Below are 22,394 nucleotides of genomic sequence, written 5' to 3'. Positions count from 1 at the left end.
TGGGGGTTCGCCCGCCCGTAGCCCGGGCCCCTGGGGCTCCGCCCCAGACCCCGGGCATCTTGCCCACCCACCCGCCCGTGCAGCGGATTGGATCAGCTGAGCCCTGGGGCTGCGCCCCAGACCCCCTGAGGGGCTGCGCCCCTCGAACCCCCGTTCGCGCCTGAACGGCGCTCGTCCTCAATCGCCGGACGGGCTGAGGATGCCGATGCGGGCCAGCACCGGCTTTTAGGGGCGCGGGGAACTGCGCGAGAAGCGACCACGACCCGCGGACGAAAACGGATTTTGGGGGCGCGAGCAACCACGCACGGTGCGAGGCCGACAGGGGGTTGGGGGCGCGGGGAACTGCGCGAGCAACCACGCACGGTGCGAGGCCGACAGGGGGTTGGGGGCGCGGGGAACTGCGCGACCAGCCACGCACGATTCGCACCCGAAACAAACGGGACCCGGGGCGCAGCCCCTGGGAAGCCACCCCCATTCCACCCCCGGAGGGTTACGGGAAGGGGCGGGGAGGGGCAAAACCCCCGGGGCCCGGGGCGAAGCCCCAGCGCATCCGCAGCGTTCCCCAGCGTGCCCCGGGGCGCCGCACCCCCGGGGTCCGGGGCAAGCCCCGGGGGAGGGGGATTGAGGGGGCGGGCCCGGCGCGCGGTACCTTCGGGCCGCGGTCCCGGGACGCGGGGCAGGACAGAGCGGAGTACGGCGTGATCGTCATGGCGATGGGGGCCGAAGGGGCCGACCCCTTCGGGACGGCGCGGCTGCGGCGCGGGGTCCTGAACGCCTGGGGCGCCGCCCCGGCGAGGTTCCGCGAGGACGCCAACGCCGAGGAGGACCTCGCCCTCGGCGGCTACCGCGACCGACTGATCGTGGAGCTGGCCCAGAACGCCGCCGACGCCGCGGCCAGGGCGAACACCACGGGCCGCCTGCGGCTCACCCTGCACCCGGCGACCCCCGACACCCCCGCCGTGCTGGCCGCGGCCAACACCGGCTCCCCGCTGGACGCCGTCGGCGTCGAGTCCCTGTCCACGCTGCGCGCCAGCGCCAAGCGGGCCGACACCGAGGTCGCCGTCGGCCGCTTCGGCGTCGGCTTCGCGGCGGTGCTCGCCGTCAGCGACGAGCCCGCCGTGGTGGGACGCACCGGCGGCGTGCGCTGGTCGCTCGCCGAGGGCCGCGAGCTGGCCGCCGAAGCGGCCCTCGCCAGCCCCGGCCTGGGTGACGAGCTGCGCCGCCGCGAGGGACACGTACCGCTGCTCAGGCTGCCGCTGCCCGCCGAGGGCGCAGCCCCGGAGGGCTACGACACCGTTGTGGTGCTGCCGCTGCGCGACGGCACCGCCGAGGACCTCGTGCGCCGCCTCCTCGACGGCATCGACGACGCCCTGCTGCTGACCCTTCCCGGCCTGACCGAGATCGTCGTCGAAACCCCGGACGCCACAAGGGTGTTGACCCGGTCCGTGCACGAGGCGTACGTGCACATCGACGACAGCCGGGACGCATCCGTCCACCGCTGGCGGACGGTCAGTCACCATGGGCCCATCGGGAAGGAGCTGCTCGCCGACCGACCCGTCGAGGAGCGGCTGCGTCCGCACTGGACGGTGACCTGGGCGGTCCCGGTCGACGAGGACGGCGCGCCCGAACGCCCCCGCACCGCCGCCGTGGTGCACGCGCCGACCCCCACCGACGAGCCGCTCGGCGTGCCCGCGCTGCTCATCGCCTCGTTCCCGCTCGACACCGCGCGCCGCCACCCCGCGCCCGGCCCCCTCACCGACTTCCTGGTGCAGCGCGCGGCCGACGCGTACGCCGAACTCCTGGGCGCCTGGCGGCCGGTGTCGACCGGCGTCGTCGACCTGGTGCCGGGGCCGCTCGGGCGGGGCGAGCTGGACGGCGCCCTGCGCGCGGCCGTGCTGAAGCGGCTGCCCAGGGTCGCGTTCCTGGCGCCCGCCGCGCCCACCGAGGAGCTCGTCGCGCTGCGCCCCTTCGAGGCGGAGGTCGTCGAGGGCGCGGGCGTGGACACCGTGCGGGTGCTCGCCGAAGTGCTGCCCACGCTGCTGCCCGGTGGGCTCGAACGGCGCCCAGAACTGCGGGCGTTGGAGGTCGGACGGCTCTCGCTCGGTGACGCCGTCGAGCGGATCGCGGGGGCCGAACGGGCCCCCGAGTGGTGGCACCGGCTGTACGACACGCTCGCCGGGGTCGACCCCGACCGGCTGTCCGGGCTTCCGGTGCCGCTCGTGGGCGGCCGTACCGCGATCGGCCCCCGGCAGATCCTGCTTCCGCTCGCGGACACCCCCTTGGACCTGGGCCGTCTCGGCCTGAAGGTGGCCCACCCGGATGCGGCCCATCCGCTGCTCGAAAAGCTCGGCGCGCTGCCCGCCACCCCGCGCGCCGTGTTGACGACCCCTCAGGTGCGGGCCGCGGTGGCGGCCTCGCTCGACAGCGGGGAGGTCTGGGACGAGGACGGCGGCCTCGATGCCGATGAACTCGCCGACACCGTACTGACGTTGGTGCGCGAGGCGAACCTCGAACCCGGCGACGAGCCGTGGCTCGGTGCGCTCGCCCTGCCCGACGAGGACGGCGAACTGGCCCCGGCCGGTGAACTCGTACTGCCCGGCTCGCCCTTCGCCGCCGTCATTCGGGAGGGTGAACTCGCAGAAGTGGAAGGTGAGTTGGCGGAACGCTGGGGTGTGCAGCCGCTCACCGCGTGCGGCGTCCTCGCCACGTTCGCCCTCGTACGCGCCGCCGATGTCGTCCTCGACCCGGACGAACTGGAGCCCCGCGAAGGGGACTTCGCCGAGCCGGACGACGCGGGGCTGCTCGACGCGGTCGACGTGTGGTGCGAGGACGTCCTTGACCGGCTGCCCGAATCGCCGGTCCCGCCCGTCGCCACGGAGATCGTCGCGGTCCGCGACCTCGACCTGGTCGACGACGACGCCTGGCCGCGGGCGCTCGCGCTGCTCGCGCAGCCGCCGCTGCGGGATGCCCTGGTCCAGCCGGTGCGCGTCCTGCTGCCCGACGGCACGACGGAGTCCGTACGCCCCTACACCGCGTGGTGGCTGCGCGACCACCCGGTGCTGGCCGGCCGCCGCCCCGCGGGTCTGCGCGCGGCCGGCTCCGACCCGCTGCTCGCCGGTCTGTACGAGTCCGTGGACGCGACCGGCTTCGACGACGTACAGGTCCTGCGGGCGCTGGGCGTACGCACCTCGGTGGCCGCGCTGCTCGACGAGCCGGGCGGTGCGGCGGAACTCCTCGGCCGCCTGGCCGACCGGGACCGTACGGTGTCCGCCTCCCAACTGCACGCGCTGTACACGGCGTTGGCGGACCTGGACCCCGAGCAGGTCACGCTGCCGGACGAGTTGCGCGCGGTGGTGGACGGGGAGGTGCGGGTGGTCGACGCGGCGGACGCGGTCGTGGCGGACGCCCCCGACCTGCTGCCGCTCGCCGCCGGCCTGCCCCTGCTCCCGGTCGCCCCCGCGCGGGCGGCCGAGCTCGCGGAGCTGCTCCAGGTGGGACGGCTCGGCGAGGCGGCGGCAGCGGAGGTGACGTCCGAGGGCGTCGAGCACGCGGTGCCGGAGGCGGTGCGGGCTCTGCTGGGCCCGGGTACGCCTTCGACGTACGTCGAGCACGAGGAACTCCGGGCGGGTGGGGTGGAGCTGGACTGGCGCCGCGCGGCGGACGGCACGGTCCACGCGTCCACCCTGGAGGGGGTGGCGGCGGGCCTCGCCTGGGCGACCTCCCAGTGGCCCCGCCGCTTCGAGGTGGCGGCCCTCCTGGAGGACCCGTCCCGCACCGCCGAACTCGCTACGGCCCGCTGGTTCGACTAGCGGGGTGCGCGCCGCCGGGGCTCCGCCCCCAGACCCCCGTTCGCGCCTCAAGGGCGCTCGTCCTCAATCTCCCCCAAGGCCTTAAGGGCCAGGGGGGACCCCCATGACGGGCTGAGGATGCCGATGCGGGCCAGCACCAAGGCATTTAGGGGCGCGGGGAACTGCGCGAGAAGCGACCGCGGTCCGCAGCCGAAAAATGGGGCCCGGGGCGCAGCCCCGGAAGCCCACCCACCCCGGCGGGCGGGGGCCTAGTCCGGGTAGCGGAGCGTCACGCGGCGCCACACCAGTTCCAGCAGTGCCGACGCCAGCACCGCGATGCCGACGGCGGTCCACGGCATCACCGCCCCCACCAGCTTCAGCGCGAAGAAGTTCTGGAGCCACGGCACGGCGAGGACCAGCAGGAACGCCACGCCCATGGAGACGACCAGGGTGATCCGCCACCACGTGTAGGGGCGGGCGATGATCGCCAGGACCCACATGGAGACCAGGAAGAGGGTCAGCGTCGTGACGCTGGTCTCCGCGTCCAGGTCGCCGGGCCCGGTGTAGTACGCCCGCGCGATCATGTACGTCACGAACGTGGCCACCGCCGCGATGACCCCGCTGGGAATCGCGTACCGCATCACCCGCCGCACGAAGTGCGGTTTGGCGCGCTCCTTGTTGGGCGCGAGGGCGAGGAAGAACGCCGGGATGCCGATGGTGAAGGTGGACAGGAGCGTCAAGTGCCGCGGCAGGAAGGGGTATTCGACCTGGAAGCAGACCACGAGGACGGCCAGCAGGACCGAGTACACCGTCTTGGTCAGGAAGAGCGTGGCCACCCGCGTGATGTTGCCGATCACGCGGCGTCCCTCCGCCACCACCGAAGGCAGTGTCGAGAAGCTGTTGTTGAGCAGGACGATCTGGGCGACGGCCCGGGTCGCCTCCGAGCCCGAGCCCATGCTCACGCCGATGTCGGCGTCCTTCAGGGCCAGGACGTCGTTCACGCCGTCGCCGGTCATCGCGACGGTGTGCCCGCGTGACTGGAGGGCCGCCACCATGTCGCGCTTCTGCTGCGGGGTGACCCGTCCGAAGACCGAGTTGGAGTCGAGGACGTCGGCCATCTCCTCCTGTTCGGTGGGGAGTTGACGGGCGTCCACCGTGTCGGCCGCACCGTGCAGGCCGAGCTTCCCGGCCACCGCGCCGACGGACACCGCGTTGTCGCCGGAGATGACCTTGGCCTTGACGTTCTGCTCGTCGAAGTAGCGCAGGGTGTCGGCCGCGTCCGGCCGCAGGCGCTGTTCCAGGACGACGAGCGCGGTGGCCTTGGCGTCGGAGGCGACGGCGGGGTCGTCGAGGTCGCGCGACGCGCGGGCGAGCAGCAGCACGCGCAGGCCCTGCTCGTTGAGCGCGTCGATCTCCGCGAGCGCCGGGTCGCCGGACTTCAGCAGGACGTCGGGCGCGCCGAGCAGCCAGGTGCTGTTCTCGCCGTCGCCCTCGCTGAACGCGGCACCGCTGTACTTGCGGGCCGAGGAGAACGGCAGCGACTCGGTGCAGCGCCACACCTCGCTGTCCGGATAGGCGTCGATGATCGCCTGGAGGGAGGCGTTGGGCCGCGGGTCGGATTCGCCGAGGGCGCCGAGCACCTTGCGCACGTACGCCTCGTCCGTGCCGTTCAGCGGGCGCAGCTCGGTGACGTCCATGCCGCCCTCGGTGAGCGTGCCCGTCTTGTCGAGGCACACCACGTCGACCCGGGCCAGGCCCTCGATCGCGGGCAGTTCCTGCACCAGGCACTGTTTGCGGCCGAGCCGGATGACGCCGATCGCGAAGGCGACCGAGGTCAGCAGGACGAGCCCTTCCGGGATCATCGGCACGATGCCGCCCACGGTGCGGGCGATGGAGTCCTTGAAGTTGTTGTCCTTGACCACCAGCTGGCTGATGACCAGGCCTAGCGCGGTGGGGATCATCATCCATGTGACGTACTTGAGGATGGTGGAGATGCCGCTGCGCAGCTCGGAGTGGACGAGCGTGAACCGGCTCGCCTCCTCGGCGAGTTGAGCCGCGTACGCCTCCCGGCCGACCTTGGTGGCGGTGAACGCGCCGCCGCCCGCGACGACGAAGGCGCCCGACATCATCTTGTCGCCGGGCTTCTTCAGGACCGGGTCGGCCTCACCGGTCAGGAGGGACTCGTCGACCTCCAGGCCGTCCGCCTCGACCGCCTCGCCGTCCACCACGATCTTGTCGCCGGGCCCGAGCTCGATGACGTCGCCGAGCACGATCTCCGAGGTGGAGATCTCCACGGCCTGCCCGTCGCGCCGCACGGTCGGCTTGGCCTCGCCGATGACCGCGAGCCCGTCCAGCGTCTTCTTGGCGCGCATCTCCTGGATGATGCCGATGCCGGTGTTGGCGATGATCACGAAGCCGAAGAGGCTGTCCTGGATCGGCGCGACGACGAGCATGATCGCCCAGAGCACGCCGATGATCGCGTTGAACCGGGTGAAGACGTTGCCGCGGACGATCTCCGCGGTGGAGCGACTGCTGCGTACCGGAACGTCGTTGACCTCGCCGCGCGCCACCCGCTCGGCGACCTCGGCCGTCGTCAGACCGCCGGCCCGCCGCGCCGTCGCGGGGCACTTCATGGGGTGTACGGGGTCGAGTTCGGCCCCGGCATCGATGTTGGCGGGCTGCGTCATGATGTCGACGGTACGGGGGGTTCGGGCGCTTCACCTGCCGGGACGGCCGAACATCCGACCCTGGGAGGAGGCGAATGGTCCTGTGGCCGTACACAGGTCCCGCCTGCTACTGACTTTCGGCCCTTGCGCCCGTCGCGGTGCCGTCCGCCTGTTGTGCGGCGTGCCGCTTGAGGGCGGCGTCGCGGCCGCGGACGTACCAGATGCCGATGAGGCCCAGGCCGCCGCCGGCCAGGCAGGTCCACACCCACCACAGGTGGCCGTGGTCGTCGAACCAGCCGTAGAAGGGGAGCTGGACGAGGAAGAGGACGAACCAGAGGATCGTGCCGCCGGTGATGGTGGCGACCACGGGGCCCTCAAGGGGCTCCGGCGCCTCGTGCTGGGGTGTCCACTTCGCCATGCGATCAGTGTAGGGCGCGCTCTTTCGCCTCCTTTCGCGGGAATCCGGACACCGGAGAATGCCGGGTCGGGCGCCGGAACACACCTGGTCCGGGCCGCTCGGACCCTTGGTGCGACAGGGGTCTACGCGCGGAGATGGTGATCTTCGACTTATGTATTCATACTGAAACGGCTTACGGCTGACTCATTCTGTTCGTTAAAACGTCCAAAGAAGTTCGGGTACGTGCCGTTCCCCCGCCCCTTCACGACTGAGGTTCCGCATGCCCTCCTCGGCCCCCGACACGGTCGACGCCGCAGCTCAGCCGCCGGTGCCCAACAGGCCGACCAACGGCCTCGACCGCTACTTCAAGATCTCCGAGCGGGGTTCCACCCTGGCCCGCGAGGTCCGTGGCGGATTCGCGACCTTCTTCGCGATGGCCTACATCATCGTGCTGAACCCGATCATCCTCGGCAGCGCGAAGGACATGTACGGGCACCAGCTCAACAGCGGTCAGCTGGTCACCGCGACCGTGCTCACCGCGGCCTTCACCACGCTGCTCATGGGCGTCATCGGCAATGTGCCGATCGCGCTCGCGGCGGGGCTCGGCGTGAACACCGTCGTCGCCCTCCAGCTCGCACCCCGGATGAGCTGGCCGGACGCCATGGGCATGGTCGTGCTCGCGGGCATCGTGGTGATGCTCCTGGTCGCGACCGGCCTGCGCGAGCGCGTCATGAACGCGGTGCCGCTGGGCCTGCGCAAGGGCATCGCGATCGGCATCGGCCTGTTCATCATGCTGATCGGCCTGGTCGACTCGGGCTTCGTCTCGCGCATGCCGGACGCCGCGCACACCACGGTTCCGCTCGAACTCGGCGGCAACGGGCACCTGCTCGGCTGGCCGGTCCTGGTCTTCGTCCTCGGCGTGCTGCTCACGCTCGCGCTGATGGTCCGCAAGGTGCCGGGCGCGATCCTGATCTCCATCGTCGCCATGACCGTCGTCGCGATGATCATCAACGCGGTGGCGACCGTGCCGTCCTGGGGCCTGACCACCCCGAAGTGGCCGGGCAACCCCGTCGACACCCCGGACTTCGGTCTGGTCGGCCAGGTCAGCCTGTTCGGCGGCTTCTCCAAGGTCGGCGTTCTGACCGGCATCCTCTTCGTCTTCACCGTGCTGCTCTCGTGCTTCTTCGACGCGATGGGCACGATCATGGGCATCAGTGACGAGGCGGGGCTGACCGACGCCCAGGGCAACATGCCCGGCATGAACAAGGTCCTGTTCGTCGACGGCATCGCGGTCGCGGTGGGCGGCGCGTCGTCCTCGTCGGCCACCACCTGCTTCGTGGAGTCCACGGCGGGTGTCGGCGAGGGGGCCCGTACGGGGCTGGCCAACGTGGTCACCGGCGGCCTGTTCACCGTGGCGCTCTTCCTGACCCCGCTCGCCACGATGGTGCCCTCGCAGGCCGCCACCCCCGCGCTGCTCGCGGTCGGCTTCCTGATCCTGTCCGGCTCGATCCGGGAGATCGACTGGGCGGACTGGACGATCGCCATCCCGGCCTTCGTGACGATGCTGATGATGCCGTTCACGTACTCGATCACCAACGGCATTGGGATGGGGTTCATCACGTTTACGGTCCTGCGGCTGGTGGCGGGGCGGGCTCGCGAGATCCCCGTCGCGATGTACGTCGTGTCGGCGGTGTTCGGCTTCTACTACCTGATGCCGGCGCTGGGTCTGACCTGACCCGGGGGGTTTGCCCACCCGCCCGCCCGTTACCCGGGGTTGGTGGGCTCCGGGTCCCCCTGGGGCTCCGCCCCAGACCCCGGGCATCTTGCCCACCCACCCGCCCGTGCGGCGGGTCGAAGGGCTCGGCCCCTGGGGCTGCGCCCCAGACCCCCTGAGGGGCTGCGCCCCTCGGACCCCCGCAGGGGGCTCCGCCCCCTGCACCCCCGTCGCGCCTTAAGGGCGCTCGTCCTCAATCGCCGGACGGGCTGAGGATGTCGATGCGGGCCAGCACCGAGCCTTTAGGGGCGCGGGGAACTGCGCGACCGGCCCCGCACGGTCCGCGGACGAGAACGGGGTTCAGGGGCGCGGGGAACTGCGCGGACAGGCCCCGGCGCCGCCCGAAAGCCCCGCGGAACGGCCCGGCCCGGCCCCCGCACCGGGGGTAGCCTCGCAAACGAGCCCCCAGCGGAGCTACGCCGCCCCGTAGAACCTCTCCGTCTCGTCGACCGCCGCCTTGAAGCGCTCGTCGAAGTCGTCGCGAACGAGCGTCCGGACCACATAGTCCTGGACGCTCATTCCGCGTTTCGCGGCGTGGTGCTTGAGCCGGTCGAGCAGCTCACCGTCTATGCGCAGGCTGAGCACGCTGGTCCCCATGGAGCGAGGGTCGCCGCCCGCCAGGGCCTCGCGCGTCACTTTTCCCAGCCAACTCACTCGTTCGGGTGATGTGTGCCGCAAGGGGGCCCATGACGCCGGTGTGGCGCTCGACACCTGGACTTAACCCGGTGGTATTTAGCCAGAGTAATGAGTTATGCTAACGAACATGTCTGACCTGTCCCACGGCAGTGGCGAGGACGCCGCCGCCGTGAACTCCTTGCGCTCGGCCGTCATGCGGCTGGGCCGGCGCCTCAAGCACCAGCGCGTCGACGAATCGCTCAGCCCGACCGAGATGTCGGTGCTCGGCACCCTTGCCCGCTGCGGTTCGGCCACCCCCGGTGAGCTGGCTCGCAAAGAGCACGTACAGCCGCCGTCGATGACCCGAATCGTCGCACTGCTGGAGGCGAAGGGCCTGGTCAGGCTGGAGCCGCACCCCGACGACCGCCGCCAGAAGGTGGTCAGCCAGACCGAAGAGGCCGAGGCGATGCTCGAAGAGAGCCGCCGCAAGCGCAACGTCTGGCTGGCTGCCCTCGTGGAAGGTCTGGACGAGGACGAATGGGCGAAGCTGCGCGCGGCCGCCCCCGTTCTGGAGAAGCTCGCACATCTGTAAACGCGCATCACTAGGAGGCGAGCCCTTTTGAGTACGGGATCCGGAGCAGACTCCGCCCCCGCACCTGACCCCACCTACAACAAGCGTGGCGGGGGGACGTTCTCCTCGCTTGCGGTACGCAATTACCGACTGTTCTTCTCCGGCGCCATCGTGTCCAACATCGGCACCTGGATGGCCCGGATCACCCAGGACTGGCTGGTCCTGACGATCACCGGCTCCTCCGTGGCGGTGGGCATCACCACCGCCATGCAGTTCCTGCCGATGCTCCTGTTCGGCCTGTACGGCGGCGTCATAGCCGACCGCTTCGCCAAGCGGAACATCCTGTTCGTGACGCAGGCGGCGATGGGCCTCGGCGGCCTGTTCCTCGCCGTGATGACCCTGTCCGGGCACGTCCAGGTGTGGCACGTCTATCTCACGGCCTTCTTCACCGGTCTGGTCACCGTCGTCGACAACCCGACCCGGCAGTCCTTCGTCTCCGAGATGGTCGGACCCGACCGGGTGCGCAACGCGGTCAGCCTCAACTCGGCGAACTTCCAGTCCGCCCGGCTCGTCGGCCCCGCCGTCGCCGGTGTCGTGATGGCGGCCGTCGGCCCCGGCTGGGCGTTCCTCGCCAACGGCCTGTCCTTCACCGCCCCGCTGATCATGCTGTCGCTGATGCGGACCAAGGAGCTCCAGCCGACCCGCCTGGCCCCGCGCGGCAAGGGCCAGTTGAGGGAGGGGCTCGCTTATGTCTCCGAGCGGCCCGAGCTGATCTGGCCCATCGTGCTCGTCGGCTTCGTCGGCACCTTCGGGTTCAACTTCCCGATCTGGCTGAGCGCGTTCGCCTCCGACGTCTTCCACGGCGGCTCCGGCATGTACGGCGTGTTCAACAGCCTGATGGCGATCGGCTCGCTGGTCGGCGCGCTGCTCGCGGCCCGTCGCTCCAGTACGCGGCTGCGGATGCTGGTGCTCGCGGCGGTGCTGTTCGCGGTGCTCGAACTCGCGGCCTCCGGCGCCCCCGACCTCGGTCTGTTCATGGCGCTGCTCATCCCCGTCGGCATCCTGGGCCTCACGGTCAACGTGACCGCCAACGCCTCGGTGCAGATGGCCACGGACCCCGAGATGCGGGGCCGGGTGATGAGCCTGTTCATGATGGTCTTCACCGGCGGCACCCCGCTCGGCGGCCCGCTCTTCGGCTGGCTGACCGATGTGTACGGCGTCCGCGTCAGCCTCGCGCTCGGCGGCCTCATCTGCGGCGCGGCGGCGATCGGGGTCGGTCTGATGCTGGCCCGCGCGGCCAATCTGCGCCTGAAGGTCGACGTTCGCCCCGGCCACCGCCACCTCGCATTCGTACCGAGGAACCCGGCGCTCGTGGCCGCCGCCTGACGACCGGACCCGCGCGCAGAATCACCGGACGTCCCACGGCTCGGCCCGGCCCCCGCACTGCGGGGGCCGGGCCGTTTCCGTACGGGCTCGGTGCGGGCTCCGTACGGGCCGGTGGGCAGGGCCGCCGTGCGTCCGGGGCGGGTGCCCGGACCCGGCGCGCGTCGCGACAGCCGGGGGCGATCTTGGTTGACTGTCCCCATGCGCCTCTTCGCCGCCGTACTGCCCCCTGCCTGGGCCGTGGACGAACTAGGGCTCGCGGTCAGGGAGTTGACCGAACTCCCCGGTGCGAACGGGCTGCGCTGGACCGGGCGCGAGGGCTGGCACCTCACCCTCGCGTTCCTGGGCGAGGTCGAAGAGGCAGTCCTGGACGAGCTGCACGAGCGGCTGCGCCGGGCGGCCCGTCGCACCGACCCGTTCGCGCTGCGCCTGCACGGCGGCGGCCGCTTCGACGGGCGCGCGCTGTGGGCCGGAGTCGCGGGCGGCCTCGACGAGCTGCGGCTGCTCGCCGAACGGGCCGACGCCGCCGCCCGCCGCTCCGGCGTCCCGATGGACCGGCACCGCCGCTATGTGCCGCACCTCACCCTGGCCCGCTCGCGCACGCCCCGGGACCTCGGGCCCTACGTCGGCGGGCTCGCCGCCTTCGAGGGAAGTCCCTGGCAGGTCACCGAGTTGGCGCTGATCCGCAGCAGCCTGCCGCGCTCGGGCGTCGCCGGGGAGCGGCCCCGCTACGAGGCGGTCGCCCGCTGGCCGCTCGGCCGGGACGGTTAGGCTCAAGGGGTGGACCCCAAGACCAGGAACCGGATCATGGCCGGTGTGCTCGTGCTGATGTTCGTCGTCGTGGCGGTGGCGGCCGCCGTCGGCTGACCGCGCCCGCCTCTCCGCACCCCCAGCCGGCCCAAGGCCTCCGGCATGACCTGGCGGCCGACCCGGACCGCGCCCGCATCGCGGTCACGGGCCGCGCCGGCGGCGGCGCCTACCAGGCGAAGGCCTCGGGGGACGGTCCCGGGCCGGGGAAGATGTCGTCGAGCGCGGTCAGGAACCCCTCGGGCAGGTCGAGTTCGACCGCCCGCAGCGCCGAGTCCAGCTGTTCGGCCGTGCGCGGTCCCACGATCGGGCCCGCCACTCCGGGCCGGGTGAGCAGCCAGGCCAGGCCCACCTCGGCGGGGTCGAGGTCGTGCTTGGCGGCGAGGTCTTCGTACGCCTGCACCTGCGCTCGCACCGCCGGGTCCGTGAGGGCCTGGGCCGCGAGGCCGCCCTGCGAGCGCCCGGTCGCGCCCTCGCGCTCCTTGCGCAGGATGCCGCCGAGCATGCCGCCGTGCAGCGGCGACCAGGGGATGACGCCGAGGCCGTATTCCTGGGCGGCCGGGACGATCTCCATCTCGGCGCGGCGTTCGGCGAGGTTGTAGAGGCACTGCTCGCTGACCAGGCCGAGGCGTCCGGTGCGGGTGGCGATCTCGTTGGCCTGGGCGATCTTGTAGCCGGGGAAGTTGGACGAGCCGGCGTACAGGATCTTGCCCTGCGTGATCAGGACGTCGATGGCCTGCCAGATCTCCTCGAAGGGGGTCAGGCGGTCGATGTGGTGGAACTGGTAGAGGTCGATGTAGTCCGTTCGCAGGCGCTTGAGGGAGGCCTCGACGGACCGGCGGATGTTGACCGCCGACAGCTTGTGGTGGTTGGGCCAGGGCTCGCCCGCGGCCATGTTTCCGTTGAGCTTGGTGGCGAGGACGGTCTTGTCGCGCCGGTCGCCGCCCTGGGCGAACCAGCTGCCGATGATCTCCTCGGTACGGCCCTTGTTCTCGCCCCAGCCGTAGACGTTGGCCGTGTCGAAGAAGTTGATGCCGGCGCCCTGCGCGGCATCCATGATGGCGTGGCTTGCCGCCTCGTCGGTCTGCGGTCCGAAGTTCATCGTCCCCAGGACGATCCTGCTCACCTGGAGACCCGTGCGTCCGAGCTGCGTGTACTTCATGGGAGACCAGCCAACGTCTTCGAGCGTGCTCAAGGCAAGAGGTAGGCCTCATCAGGGGTTCGGTCGGGTGGTCACTTCGAGCCGACCGGACCGACGTACGTGCCGGGGCGGGTCGCGCCGTCCTGGAGCAGCACCGAGGAGTAGGTCCAGGGCAGGGAGTGGGAGTGGGTCTCGTCCGGCGGGGTGATCACGATCGACTTCGGCCGGAACTCCTGTCCGTCACCCTTGTCGAACGGCAGATAGAAGATGACGAAGGTGGTCGTCGCGCCGGGCCGTACGGTGACCGTCGAGGGGGACTCCGAGGTCTGGCGGGTCAGCGACCACCGGGTCGGGCCCCCGACGAGGTCGACGCCCGGATAGCCCTTCATCACACAGGACTTGGCACCCTTGTTGGTGAGCGTGACGGTGACCGCGCCCTGCGCGCCCTTCGACTGGGCTCCACTGCCCGGGGCGACGGCGAAGGCGAGCTGAGCGGTCCGGCAGCGGGTGCCGTCGGCGCCCGTACCGGTGCCGGGTCCCGCGTTGGTGCCGCCACCCGTGCTGCCGCCGGAGGGGGCCATGCTCCGGCCGCCGTCGGCTCCGGGGGAGCCGGTGACGGTGGCGGTCGCGGTGCCGGTGCCGCTGCTGTCCGGGGCGCCGGTGGTGCCGTTCGGGCTGTCGGAGCCGCCGCCGTTGCCGCCGCAGGCGGTCAGGGTCAGGGTCAGGCCGGCGGCGAGGGAGACGATCGCGGTCAGGGGGGAGGTGCGCGGAGGCAACACGGCGATCCTTTCGTTGGGGCGGCCCGGTTCCTGGGGGCCGGTGGGGCGGCCCGCGTTTCGTGGTTCCGTTCGACAGCTGGGACGATTGTGGGGTCCGGGACGCGAGGATTCGTTGAGGAGAGACTTCCATGTCGGTGTGGCCCAGCGCGACGAGTCGGTCGCGCGCCCGCGGGGCGGTGCGGTGATGGACGCCGTGGACCGCGCGTTCGCGGCGGCGCTGTACGTCGAGGGTGACGCGGCCCTGGACACCGGTGCCTCGCTGCTCGCCGCCGCACCGGCCGCCGACGCCGAACTCGCCCTGCGGGGGCGGGAGTTCGTACGCCGCGCCTGGGGCCGGGGCTGGCAGCCCGCCGATGTCGTACGGATCGTACGGCGTGACCTGGACGAGCCGCAGGTACGCATTCTGGCCGGGCTGGTGCGCGAGGAGCTGTCCCGTTACGAGCGGCTGCCCGCGCGCTGGCAGGGGCAGGTCGAGGAGCTGCCGCGCGAGGCGTGGCGGGCGGACCGCTTCTCGTACGCCACGGCCGTGCTTGAGCTGTACCGGGTGCTGCTCGCCCTCCCCGCGATCGAGCCGGCCGGGCCCGCGCCCGGTGCCTCGGTGCTCGGGCCGCCGGTGCACGGCGAGCCGAAGACGCTGGCCCGCATCCGGGCGCTGCTCGCCAAGGCCGAGGCGACGGGGTTCCCGGAGGAGGCGGAGGCGCTCACCGCGAAGGCGCAGGAGCTGATGGCGCGGCACAGCGTGGACGACGCGCTGCTCGCGGAGCGCGGGGCGGGCGGGGAGGTGCCGGGGGCCTGCCGGATCGGGGTGGACGCGCCGTACGAGACGGCGAAGGCGATCCTCCTGGACGCGGTCGCCTCCGCCAACCACTGCCGGGCGGTGTGGAACGCCGAGCTCGGCTTCTCGACGGTCGTCGGGTTCGAGGGTGACCTGGAGGCGGTGGAGCTCCTCCACACCTCGCTCCTGGTGCAGGGCACGGCGGCGATGACGGCGGCGGAGGCGGCGCAGCGAGCGGGTGGGCGCAAGCGCACGAAGACGTTCCGGCAGTCGTTCCTGCTGGCGTACGCCGGGAGGCTCGGCGATCTGCTCGCCGAGACGGCGCGCGGGGTGGAGGCGGAGTTCGGGGGCGAGCTGCTTCCGGTGCTCGCGTCGCGGGCGGTGGCGGTTGCGGGGCGGGCGGAGGAGATGTTTCCCCGGACGGTGTCGACGCGGGTTCGGGGGGTTTCGGACGACTCGGGCTGGCGGGACGGGCGGGCGGCGGCGGACCGGGCCCACCGGGGTCGCATGCGCGGCCTGGAGGGTTAGGGGGGGTAGGCCGAGCCCCCTGGGGCTCCGCCCCAGACCCCGGGAGTCGCCCCTCCCCGCCCCTTCCCGCAACCCTCCGGGGGTTGAAGCGACCCTGGGCCCCTGGGGGCTCCGCCCCCAGACCCCCGTTCGCGCCTCAAGGGCGCTCGTCCTCAATCTCCCCCAAGGCCTTGAGGGCCAGGGGGGACCCCCATGACGGGCTGAGGATGCCGATGCGGGCCAGCACCAAGGCCTTTAGGGGCGCGGGGAACTGCGCGAGAAGCGAGCATGGTCCGCAGCCGACAACAGGGGGGCCCGGGGCGCAGCCCCGGAAGCCCACCCACCCCACTTCCACCCCGGAGGGTTGCGGGAAGGTGCGGAGCGGGGCAAAGACCCCGGGGCCTGGGGCGGAGCCCCAGCGCACTTCGACCGGCCGCACCCTTACCCCGAAGCCACGCCGCAGGCGACCCGGTAGCCTCGGGATCATGGGATGGGTCCGGGCGCTGAAGGAGACCGCCCGCTCGGGGCTGAAGGTCGAGCGGCGCCGGCTCGAACCCCTCGTCGCCCTGCGCGGCGCGGCCGGCCTCGCCATCGTCGTCGGCATCAGCCTCACCTTCTTCGGCCCCTCCGTCGCCGCCAGCTCGGCATTCGGCGCGTTCCAGGGCGCCATCGCCACCTACCAGCGCAGCTGGCGCCCCCGGCCCGTACTCGCCCTCGCCTCCGGCCTCTCCCTCGCGATCTCCACCTTCCTCGGCTACCTCGTCGGCACCCACTCCCCGTTCTTCCTGTTGCTGCTCGCCCTGTGGACGTTCGTGGCCGGCCTCGCCTGGGCGGTCGGCCCGACCGTCGGGGTGATCGCCTCCTCGAACGTGGCGATCATGCTGGTCACCGTCACCCTCCCCAGCACCCTTGCCGAGGCCGCCGGGCACGCGGGGATGATCGCGGTCGGCGGGGTCGTCCAGGCCGCGCTCGTCGTCCTGTTCCCCATCCGCCGCTGGGGTGCCCAGCGCGACGCGCTCGCGGACGCCCTGGCCGCGGTCGCCGACTACGCGCGCAGGCTGCGGCACGACCCGGTCGCCCCCTTCGACCCCGAGCCCCTCATGACCGCCCGGCTCGCCGCGGCCGTCACCCCGCGCGAGGCCCGCCGCCGCCCCGCGGAACTGCACGGCGCCCGGGGCGTCGCCGAGCGGATCCGACCGGTGCTCGCCTCGCTCGCCGACCCCGCGCTCGGCGTGCCGGAGGAGGGCGAGGAACGCCACCGGGTCAGGGAGTTGCTCGCCGCCGCGGGCACCGTCCTGGACGCCGCCGCCCGGGCCGTGCGGCACGGTGAGGCCCCCGTCATCCCGCCCGCCGCCCGGGCCGCGCTCGCCACCCCCGACACCGGCGCCATCCTCACCGGGCCCGCCCGCCGCGCCGCGGGACGGCTCACCACCCTGCTCGCCGACGTCGTCGAAACCGCCCGGGGCAGCGGCACCGGGCAGGGCGCGGAACCCCTGCTGCGCCCCACCCTGCCGCGTCTGCTCCCGGCCGCCCTGCGCACCATGCGCGCCGAACTCGGCCGGCGCCGCTCGCCGGTGTTCCGGCATGCGGTACGGGTCTGCGTGGTGGCGACGGTGGGCTATCTGCTCGGCTACGTCCTGCCGTTCGGCCACGGCTACTGGGCCCCGATGGCCGCCGTGATGGTGATGCGCCCGGACTTCACGCTCACCTACGCGCGCGCGGTCGCCCGCTTCGGCGGCACCCTCGTCGGCGTCGCCCTCGCCACCGGCGTCGTCCAGCTCGCCCACCCCGATACCGGCCTGTCCGCCGCCATCGCGGTGACCTGCGCGTTCCTGGCGTACTTGCTGATGCGTACCGGCTACGCGGTACTGAGCGGGTGCGTCTCGGCGTATGTCGTCTTCCTGCTGGGCATGGGCGGACTCCAGTGGACCCAGACCGTGCCCGACCGGGTGTTCCTGACGCTGATCGGCGGCGCGCTCGCGATGGTGTCGTACGCCGTCTACCCGGCCTGGGAGACGCCCCGCCTGCGCACCCGCCTCGCCGACTGGCTTGCCGCGAACGGCCGTTACGCCTCCGCCGTCGTCCTCCACTACGCCGATCCGGACCGCGGCACGGGCGAGCTGCGCCAGGCGCTGCTCGATACGCGCGAGGCACGTATCGCCTGGCAGGAGGCGCTCGACAAGGCCACGCACGAGCCGGTCCGCCACCGGGGCCTCTCGCACCTGGCGGCCGAGGAATCGGCGCACGCGCTCAGCCAGTTGGGGCGTACGGCGATGCTGATGGAGGCGCATCTGCCGGACCGGGACGCGATGCCGGTGCCGGCCGCCGCGAAGCTCGCCGAGGCGCTGCGCGAGGCCACCGAAGAGGGTGCGAAGGCGGTGCGCGAGCGGCGCGTCCCGAGGTGGGACGAGGTCGAGCAGGCCCTGGAGGCCTGGGACGGCGAGGGCGTGCCCGACCGCGTGGTGCGGCGGGGCGCCGGTCTGGTCCTGCACTGCCTCGATGATCTGACGGACGCACTCACGGTCCCCAACTCGCCCAAACCGTAAGCTCGTTGGGTCGCAGCCCGGGTCGGGCGGGCGTCGGTCGCGTGACGGCGGGGGCAGACGACTGCCCCGGTCCACTGCCGGTACTGGATCCACGTATGTGACCGGCAGGAAGCGGCGCAGCGCCCCGACCGCAGGGCATTCGCCGGCGTCCGCGACGGGACGGTGGCGGAAAGTCTGAACCAGGAGGCGCCGGAGTGCGTCTCTTGTTCGTGCACGCGGAGTTCCAGGGGACGGCCCGGCGCGGATGTCGTGGCGCGAGGTGCGGCGAGCGGCTGTAACCGCTCGGGCACCCCGCGTGCACGTGCATCTTCCCATGCAGGCGCACATGAACACAGCTATGATCCGGGGCAGTTGACCATTCACAGTTGCACGTCTGCACATCCCGGGAGCGACCTTGCACCACGCGTACAACGGCATGGCCGCAGCGGAGCTCCAGGGTGCCGCGTGGCAGAAGAGCCGGCACAGCAACTCGCAGGGGTCCTGCGTGGAATTCGCCAAACTTCCGGGCGGCGGGGTGGCGGTACGCAACTCGCGTCACCCCGACGGGCCCGCCCTCGTCTATACGAGAGCCGAGATCGAGGCCATGCTGCTCGGGATCAAGGACGGCGAGTTCGACCATCTGATAGCCGACTGACGGCGGTTGGCGGAGAATGGCCGGAGGGCGGGGGGTCCGCTCGCGGCCGCGCATTGACAGGTGTCAGCCGGGCCGCGGGGGCCGCCGGGAGCGGGCCGGGTCGGCCGGTCAGTCCGAGGGGTGCAGCCGGAACAGCGCCCAGACGACCTTGCCGCTGATCGCCCCGGACAGCGGGTGCCAGCCCCAGCTGTCGGCGAAGGACTCCACCAGGAACAGGCCACGGCCCGACTCGGCGCCGAAGTCGTCGCCCGCCCGCTCGATCGGGCTCTCGTCGCTGGGGTCGCGCACCGCGCACACCAGGCGGGTGGTCCAGCGCATCAGATGCAGCCGCACCGGGACCTCGGTCTCGCGCGGGATGTCGGCGGGCAAGGCGTGCCGCAGCGCATTGGTGACGAGTTCCGAGACGACCAGGGCGACATCGTCGAAGCGCTCGCCGAGGCCCCACTGCGTGAGCGTCGAACCGGTGAACTTCCTTGCCCCGCGCACCGCTTCATAGCGCGCGGGCAGCGCGCAGGACGCGGAACCCGCCACGGTCGAGGGGTCGAAGGGGGGAAGCGCCTGCCTTAACGGGTCGTAAGGCTCCAGCATGGTCGATCCATTCGTCCCCATGCGAGGCACTCCCGGGTTCGCGGCCGTGGCGGTACAGGACGCAAGCGACTAGACGCAGTTGAGCACGCAGGTGCGCGAGGACCATGGTTCCCAATGCTTCGGCCCGATGCAAGGGCAGATGCACGTGCACGCGACCGACCTGTCCCTGCCCGTGCCGTTTCTTGCTCTTTTCTTCCTCAGAAGTTCCTCAGGCCGATTTCACTCCTTGACCATTTCCGTAATCACGCGGGTACGGGGTGAAGCGTTTTGATGGCAGACTGCCCACCACCATTGGATGGGGAGGACGGCGAAGTGACCGCAGGGGAGGCATGGGGATCCCCCCGGCCGAGTGCAGTCGAGGCCGGCGGAGGTTCGGTGGTCCGGCGCATTCTGCTGGGCTCTCAGCTGAGGCGCCTGCGCGAGTCGCGCGGCATAACCCGGGAAGCGGCCGGCTATTCGATCCGGGCGTCCGAGTCCAAGATCAGTCGTATGGAGTTGGGGCGGGTGAGCTTCAAGGCCAGGGATGTCGAGGACCTGCTCACGCTCTACGGCGTCGGCGACGAAGCGGAGCGCATGTCGCTCCTCGGCCTCGCCAAAGAGGCCAACATCGCGGGCTGGTGGCACAGTTTCGGCGATGTGCTGCCGGGCTGGTTCCAGACGTACATCGGCCTGGAGGGCGCGGCCTCGCTCATCCGCATCTATGAAGTCCAGTTCGTACACGGCCTGTTGCAGACCGAGGCGTACGCCCACGCGGTGGTCTCGCGGGGCATGCACGGTGCACCGGCCGCCGAGATCGACAAGCGCGTCGCGCTGCGGCTCGAACGCCAGAAGGCCCTGGTGTCGGAGCGGGCACCCCAGTTCCACGCGGTGCTCGACGAGGCGGCGCTGCGCCGCCCGTACGGGGAACGGGACGTCATGCGCGGCCAGTTGAAGCACCTCATCGAGATGTCGGAGCAGCCCAACATCAACCTCCAGGTGATGCCGTTCAGCTTCGGCGGGCACGCGGGCGAGAGCGGCGCCTTCACGATGCTGCGGTTCCCCGAGTCCGACCTGTCGGACATCGTGTATCTCGAACAGCTCACCTCCGCACTGTATTTGGACAAGCCCGAAGAGGTCGCGCAGTACGAGCGGGCCATGGCCCGGCTGCAACAGGACAGTCCCGGCCCGGAAGAGAGCCGCGATCTTCTGCGCGGACTCCTCCAACTCAGCTGACTCATCAGTAGGATGACGTCACATCAGGCCAGTGACGCGATTGACCGCGCGGAGCCGGCGGACACAGCAGTAGGGGATGGCATGTCCTTCTTCACCGACCTCGCCCACCAGTTCATAGACGGCCAGTGGCGCACCGGCAGCGGGTCGTGGGACATCATCGACTTCGATCCGTACAACGGGGAGAAGCTCGCCACCATCACCGTGGCCACCGTCGAGGAGGTCGACGAGGCCTATCGCGCGGCCGCACGGGCCCAGCGGCAGTGGGCCGACACCAACCCCTACACCCGACGGCTCGTCTTCGAGCGCGCCCTGCGCATCACCGAGGAGCGCGAGGCCGAGATCATCGAGGCCATCATCAGCGAGCTGGGGGGCACCCGGCTCAAGGCGGTGTACGAGGTCCACCTGGCCAAGGAGTTCCTGCGCGAGGCGATCCAGCTGGCGCTGCGCCCCGAGGGCCGCATCCTGCCGTCCCCGGTCGACGGCAAGGAGAACCGGGTCTACCGGCTCCCGGTCGGGGTGATCGGGGTGATCAGCCCCTTCAACTTCCCGTTCCTGGTGACCATCAAGTCCATAGCCCCGGCACTGGCGTTGGGCAATGCCGTCGTCATCAAGCCGAATCAGAACGCGCCGGTGGTCGGCGGCGGCCTGATAGCGAAGATCTTCCAGGACGCGGGGCTGCCCGCGGGTCTGCTGAACGTCCTGGTCACCGACATCGCCGAGATCGGGGACGCGCTGATCGAGCACCCCGTCCCCAAGGTGATCTCGTTCGCCGGCTCGGACCGCACCGGACGCCATGTCGCCTCGGTCGCCGGCAGCCACTTCAAACGCGTCATCCTGGAGCTGAGCGGCAACAGCGCGCTGGTCGTCCTCGACGACGCGGACCTCGACTACGCGGTGGACGCGGCGGTTTTCAGCCGTTTCGTCTACCAGGGCCAGGTCTGCATGGCCGCCAACCGGATCCTGGTCGACCGGTCGGTGGAGGAGGCGTTCACGGGCAAGTTCCTCGCCAAGGTGGCCTCGCTCAGAACGGGTGACCCGGCCGACCCGGCCACCGACATCGGTCCCGTCATCAACAACTTCCAGGCGGAGGCGCTGACTTCACTGGTCGAGCAGGCCCTCGCCGAGGGCGCCACCGCCCTCGTGCGGGGCCGCACGCGCGGCAACCTGGTGGAGCCCACCGTCCTGACGGGCCTGCCCGCCGACTCTCCGGTGCTGCGCCAGGAGATCTTCGGCCCGGTCGCCCTGCTCATCCCCTTCGACGGGGAGGAGGAGGCCGTACGCATCGCGAACGACAGCCCGTACGGGCTCAGCGGGGCCGTGCACACCGCCAATGTGGAGCGCGGGGTGCGGTTCGCCAGGCGGATCGACACCGGGATGATGCACGTCAACGACTCGACGATCCAGGACGAGCCGCTGGTCGCCTTCGGCGGCGAGAAGTACTCGGGGCTCGGGCGGCTGAACGGTGACTCCACGGTCGAGGCGTTCACGACCCAGAAGTGGATCTCGGTGCAGCACGAGCGCAGCCCGTTCCCGTTCTGACCGGCCCGCGCGGTACGGGAGTTGTCCGGCCGTTCCGACACTCGCGATAGAGGACAGCAGCTGACCTCTTTGACTCCTACCGTGTCTCTTGTCGGCACAGGGCAGGCGCGAAAGAAGGCGGTTGGATCATGGTTACTCACGTTCCCTCGGAGACGTACGGCGACGAGCGCGGCGCCCTCATCAACTTCGTGGAGGCCCAGCGCGGCGGGCTGCGCCGAGCGCTCATCGGGCTCACCGACGAGCAGGCCGCGAGTCGCCCCAGCGCGAGCGAGCTGTCGCTGTCCGGGCTGGTCAAGCACGTTGCCGAGACCGAGCTGAACTGGCTGCGGATGGCACAGCAGCGGCCCAACGAGAAGCAGCGGGACCAGTCCAACTGGCACGAGAGCTTCGTGCTGACCGGGGACGAGACCGTCGAGGGCGTGCTGGCCTTCTGGGCCGAAGTGGCCGTCGAGACCGAGGAGTTCATCCGCAAGGTGCCCTCCCTCGACGACACGTTCCCGCTGCCCGAGGCGCCGTGGTTCCCGAAGGAGGGCCGGGTCTCGATGCGCTGGCTGATGATGCACCTCGTCGAGGAGACGGCCCGGCACGCCGGGCACGCGGACATCATCCGCGAGTCGCTCGACGGGAAGACGGCGTTCGAGCTGGTGGCGCTCGCAAACGGCTGACGTCTGC

Annotated in this window: 17 protein-coding genes; 11 read left to right on the top strand and 6 right to left on the bottom strand. The window is 71.6% G+C overall.

Annotated features, from left to right (window positions below; genetic code table 11):
- Positions 1-707: 707 nt before the first annotated feature.
- On the top strand, positions 708-3,809 hold the full coding sequence (locus CG740_RS26115; RefSeq protein ID WP_234376504.1) for a sacsin N-terminal ATP-binding-like domain-containing protein: 3,102 nt from the start codon (positions 708-710) through the stop codon (positions 3,807-3,809).
- Positions 3,810-4,057: 248 nt separating this feature from the next.
- Here CG740_RS26115 and CG740_RS26110 read toward each other — a convergent pair whose 3' ends face one another.
- Positions 4,058-6,475, bottom strand: a complete 2,418-nt coding sequence (locus tag CG740_RS26110; protein ID WP_100577717.1) for a cation-translocating P-type ATPase — start codon at positions 6,473-6,475, stop codon at positions 4,058-4,060.
- A 106-nt stretch (positions 6,476-6,581) separates the two neighbouring features.
- Entirely contained in the window at positions 6,582-6,872 is a 291-nt protein-coding gene (locus tag CG740_RS26105) for a DUF2530 domain-containing protein (RefSeq protein ID WP_100577716.1), read from the bottom strand.
- A gap of 259 nt (positions 6,873-7,131) precedes the next feature.
- Here CG740_RS26105 and CG740_RS26100 point away from each other — a divergent pair, with 259 nt between their 5' ends.
- Positions 7,132-8,586 (top strand): NCS2 family permease, encoded by a 1,455-nt coding sequence (locus CG740_RS26100; RefSeq protein ID WP_100577715.1) that lies wholly within the window; start codon positions 7,132-7,134, stop codon positions 8,584-8,586.
- Between the two features lie 453 nt (positions 8,587-9,039).
- On the opposite strand, the gene CG740_RS26095 is transcribed toward CG740_RS26100, so the two are convergent.
- A complete protein-coding gene (locus tag CG740_RS26095) occupies positions 9,040-9,222 on the bottom strand; it encodes a ribbon-helix-helix protein, CopG family (protein ID WP_100577851.1) in 183 nt (60 codons plus the stop codon).
- Between the two features lie 166 nt (positions 9,223-9,388).
- Here CG740_RS26095 and CG740_RS26090 point away from each other — a divergent pair, with 166 nt between their 5' ends.
- From CG740_RS26090 to thpR, 3 genes are all read left to right on the top strand, one after another.
- The gene (locus CG740_RS26090) at positions 9,389-9,832 is read left to right on the top strand and encodes a MarR family winged helix-turn-helix transcriptional regulator (RefSeq protein ID WP_100577714.1); all 444 of its coding nucleotides are present in this window, start codon (positions 9,389-9,391) and stop codon (positions 9,830-9,832) included.
- A gap of 27 nt (positions 9,833-9,859) precedes the next feature.
- Entirely contained in the window at positions 9,860-11,197 is a 1,338-nt protein-coding gene (locus CG740_RS26085) for an MFS transporter (RefSeq protein ID WP_100577713.1), read from the top strand.
- Positions 11,198-11,395: 198 nt separating this feature from the next.
- The gene (gene thpR, locus CG740_RS26080; RefSeq protein ID WP_100577712.1) at positions 11,396-11,965 is read left to right on the top strand and encodes an RNA 2',3'-cyclic phosphodiesterase; all 570 of its coding nucleotides are present in this window, start codon (positions 11,396-11,398) and stop codon (positions 11,963-11,965) included.
- A gap of 205 nt (positions 11,966-12,170) precedes the next feature.
- Here the strand turns inward: thpR and CG740_RS26075 are convergent, their stop codons facing one another.
- Positions 12,171-13,163: an aldo/keto reductase gene (locus tag CG740_RS26075; RefSeq protein ID WP_100577711.1), complete on the bottom strand. Its 993-nt coding sequence runs from the start codon at positions 13,161-13,163 to the stop codon at positions 12,171-12,173.
- A 71-nt stretch (positions 13,164-13,234) separates the two neighbouring features.
- Positions 13,235-13,918, bottom strand: a complete 684-nt coding sequence (locus CG740_RS26070; protein ID WP_159030409.1) for a DUF4232 domain-containing protein — start codon at positions 13,916-13,918, stop codon at positions 13,235-13,237.
- Positions 13,919-14,102: 184 nt separating this feature from the next.
- On the opposite strand from CG740_RS26070, the gene CG740_RS26065 reads away from it, so the two are divergent.
- The 3 genes from CG740_RS26065 (at position 14,103) to CG740_RS26055 (ending at position 18,383) form a co-directional block, all read left to right on the top strand.
- Positions 14,103-15,224, top strand: coding sequence for a DUF2786 domain-containing protein (locus CG740_RS26065; RefSeq protein ID WP_100577850.1), 1,122 nt, complete (start codon positions 14,103-14,105; stop codon positions 15,222-15,224).
- 464 nt (positions 15,225-15,688) lie between these two features.
- Positions 15,689-17,749 (top strand): FUSC family protein, encoded by a 2,061-nt coding sequence (locus CG740_RS26060; protein WP_100577709.1) that lies wholly within the window; start codon positions 15,689-15,691, stop codon positions 17,747-17,749.
- A gap of 394 nt (positions 17,750-18,143) precedes the next feature.
- Complete coding sequence (locus CG740_RS26055) at positions 18,144-18,383, top strand: DUF397 domain-containing protein (protein ID WP_053724624.1); 240 nt, start codon at positions 18,144-18,146, stop codon at positions 18,381-18,383.
- Between the two features lie 108 nt (positions 18,384-18,491).
- On the opposite strand, the gene CG740_RS26050 is transcribed toward CG740_RS26055, so the two are convergent.
- A complete protein-coding gene (locus CG740_RS26050; protein ID WP_100577708.1) occupies positions 18,492-18,992 on the bottom strand; it encodes an ATP-binding protein in 501 nt (166 codons plus the stop codon).
- A gap of 291 nt (positions 18,993-19,283) precedes the next feature.
- On the opposite strand from CG740_RS26050, the gene CG740_RS26045 reads away from it, so the two are divergent.
- The 3 genes from CG740_RS26045 to CG740_RS26035 all read left to right on the top strand — a co-directional run bounded on the left by CG740_RS26045 (position 19,284) and on the right by CG740_RS26035 (position 22,387).
- Positions 19,284-20,183 (top strand): helix-turn-helix domain-containing protein, encoded by a 900-nt coding sequence (locus tag CG740_RS26045; RefSeq protein ID WP_100577707.1) that lies wholly within the window; start codon positions 19,284-19,286, stop codon positions 20,181-20,183.
- 81 nt (positions 20,184-20,264) lie between these two features.
- Positions 20,265-21,722, top strand: a complete 1,458-nt coding sequence (locus CG740_RS26040; protein WP_100577706.1) for an aldehyde dehydrogenase family protein — start codon at positions 20,265-20,267, stop codon at positions 21,720-21,722.
- 128 nt (positions 21,723-21,850) lie between these two features.
- On the top strand, positions 21,851-22,387 hold the full coding sequence (locus CG740_RS26035; protein ID WP_100577705.1) for a DinB family protein: 537 nt from the start codon (positions 21,851-21,853) through the stop codon (positions 22,385-22,387).
- Positions 22,388-22,394 lie beyond the last annotated feature (7 nt).

The organism is Streptomyces sp. CB01201 (assembly GCF_002803085.1).
Taxonomy (GTDB): Bacteria; Actinomycetota; Actinomycetes; order Streptomycetales; family Streptomycetaceae; genus Streptomyces; species Streptomyces hundungensis.
The sequence above is the reverse complement of the archived record's forward strand: the minus strand, read 5'-3'. Positions and strand labels throughout refer to the sequence as shown.

Excerpts from the sequence above, each read along its gene's own strand:
- CG740_RS26115 (WP_234376504.1), top strand. The coding sequence starts at position 708 with ATGGCGATGGGGGCCGAAGGGGCCGACCCCTTCGGGACGGCGCGGCTG.
- CG740_RS26110 (WP_100577717.1), bottom strand. The coding sequence starts at position 6,475 with ATGACGCAGCCCGCCAACATCGATGCCGGGGCCGAACTCGACCCCGTA.
- CG740_RS26105 (WP_100577716.1), bottom strand. The coding sequence starts at position 6,872 with ATGGCGAAGTGGACACCCCAGCACGAGGCGCCGGAGCCCCTTGAGGGC.
- CG740_RS26100 (WP_100577715.1), top strand. The coding sequence starts at position 7,132 with ATGCCCTCCTCGGCCCCCGACACGGTCGACGCCGCAGCTCAGCCGCCG.
- CG740_RS26095 (WP_100577851.1), bottom strand. The coding sequence starts at position 9,222 with ATGGGGACCAGCGTGCTCAGCCTGCGCATAGACGGTGAGCTGCTCGAC.
- CG740_RS26090 (WP_100577714.1), top strand. The coding sequence starts at position 9,389 with ATGTCTGACCTGTCCCACGGCAGTGGCGAGGACGCCGCCGCCGTGAAC.
- thpR (WP_100577712.1), top strand. The coding sequence starts at position 11,396 with ATGCGCCTCTTCGCCGCCGTACTGCCCCCTGCCTGGGCCGTGGACGAA.
- CG740_RS26075 (WP_100577711.1), bottom strand. The coding sequence starts at position 13,163 with ATGAAGTACACGCAGCTCGGACGCACGGGTCTCCAGGTGAGCAGGATC.
- CG740_RS26060 (WP_100577709.1), top strand. The coding sequence starts at position 15,689 with ATGGGATGGGTCCGGGCGCTGAAGGAGACCGCCCGCTCGGGGCTGAAG.
- CG740_RS26050 (WP_100577708.1), bottom strand. The coding sequence starts at position 18,992 with ATGGGGACGAATGGATCGACCATGCTGGAGCCTTACGACCCGTTAAGG.
- CG740_RS26040 (WP_100577706.1), top strand. The coding sequence starts at position 20,265 with ATGTCCTTCTTCACCGACCTCGCCCACCAGTTCATAGACGGCCAGTGG.
- CG740_RS26035 (WP_100577705.1), top strand. The coding sequence starts at position 21,851 with ATGGTTACTCACGTTCCCTCGGAGACGTACGGCGACGAGCGCGGCGCC.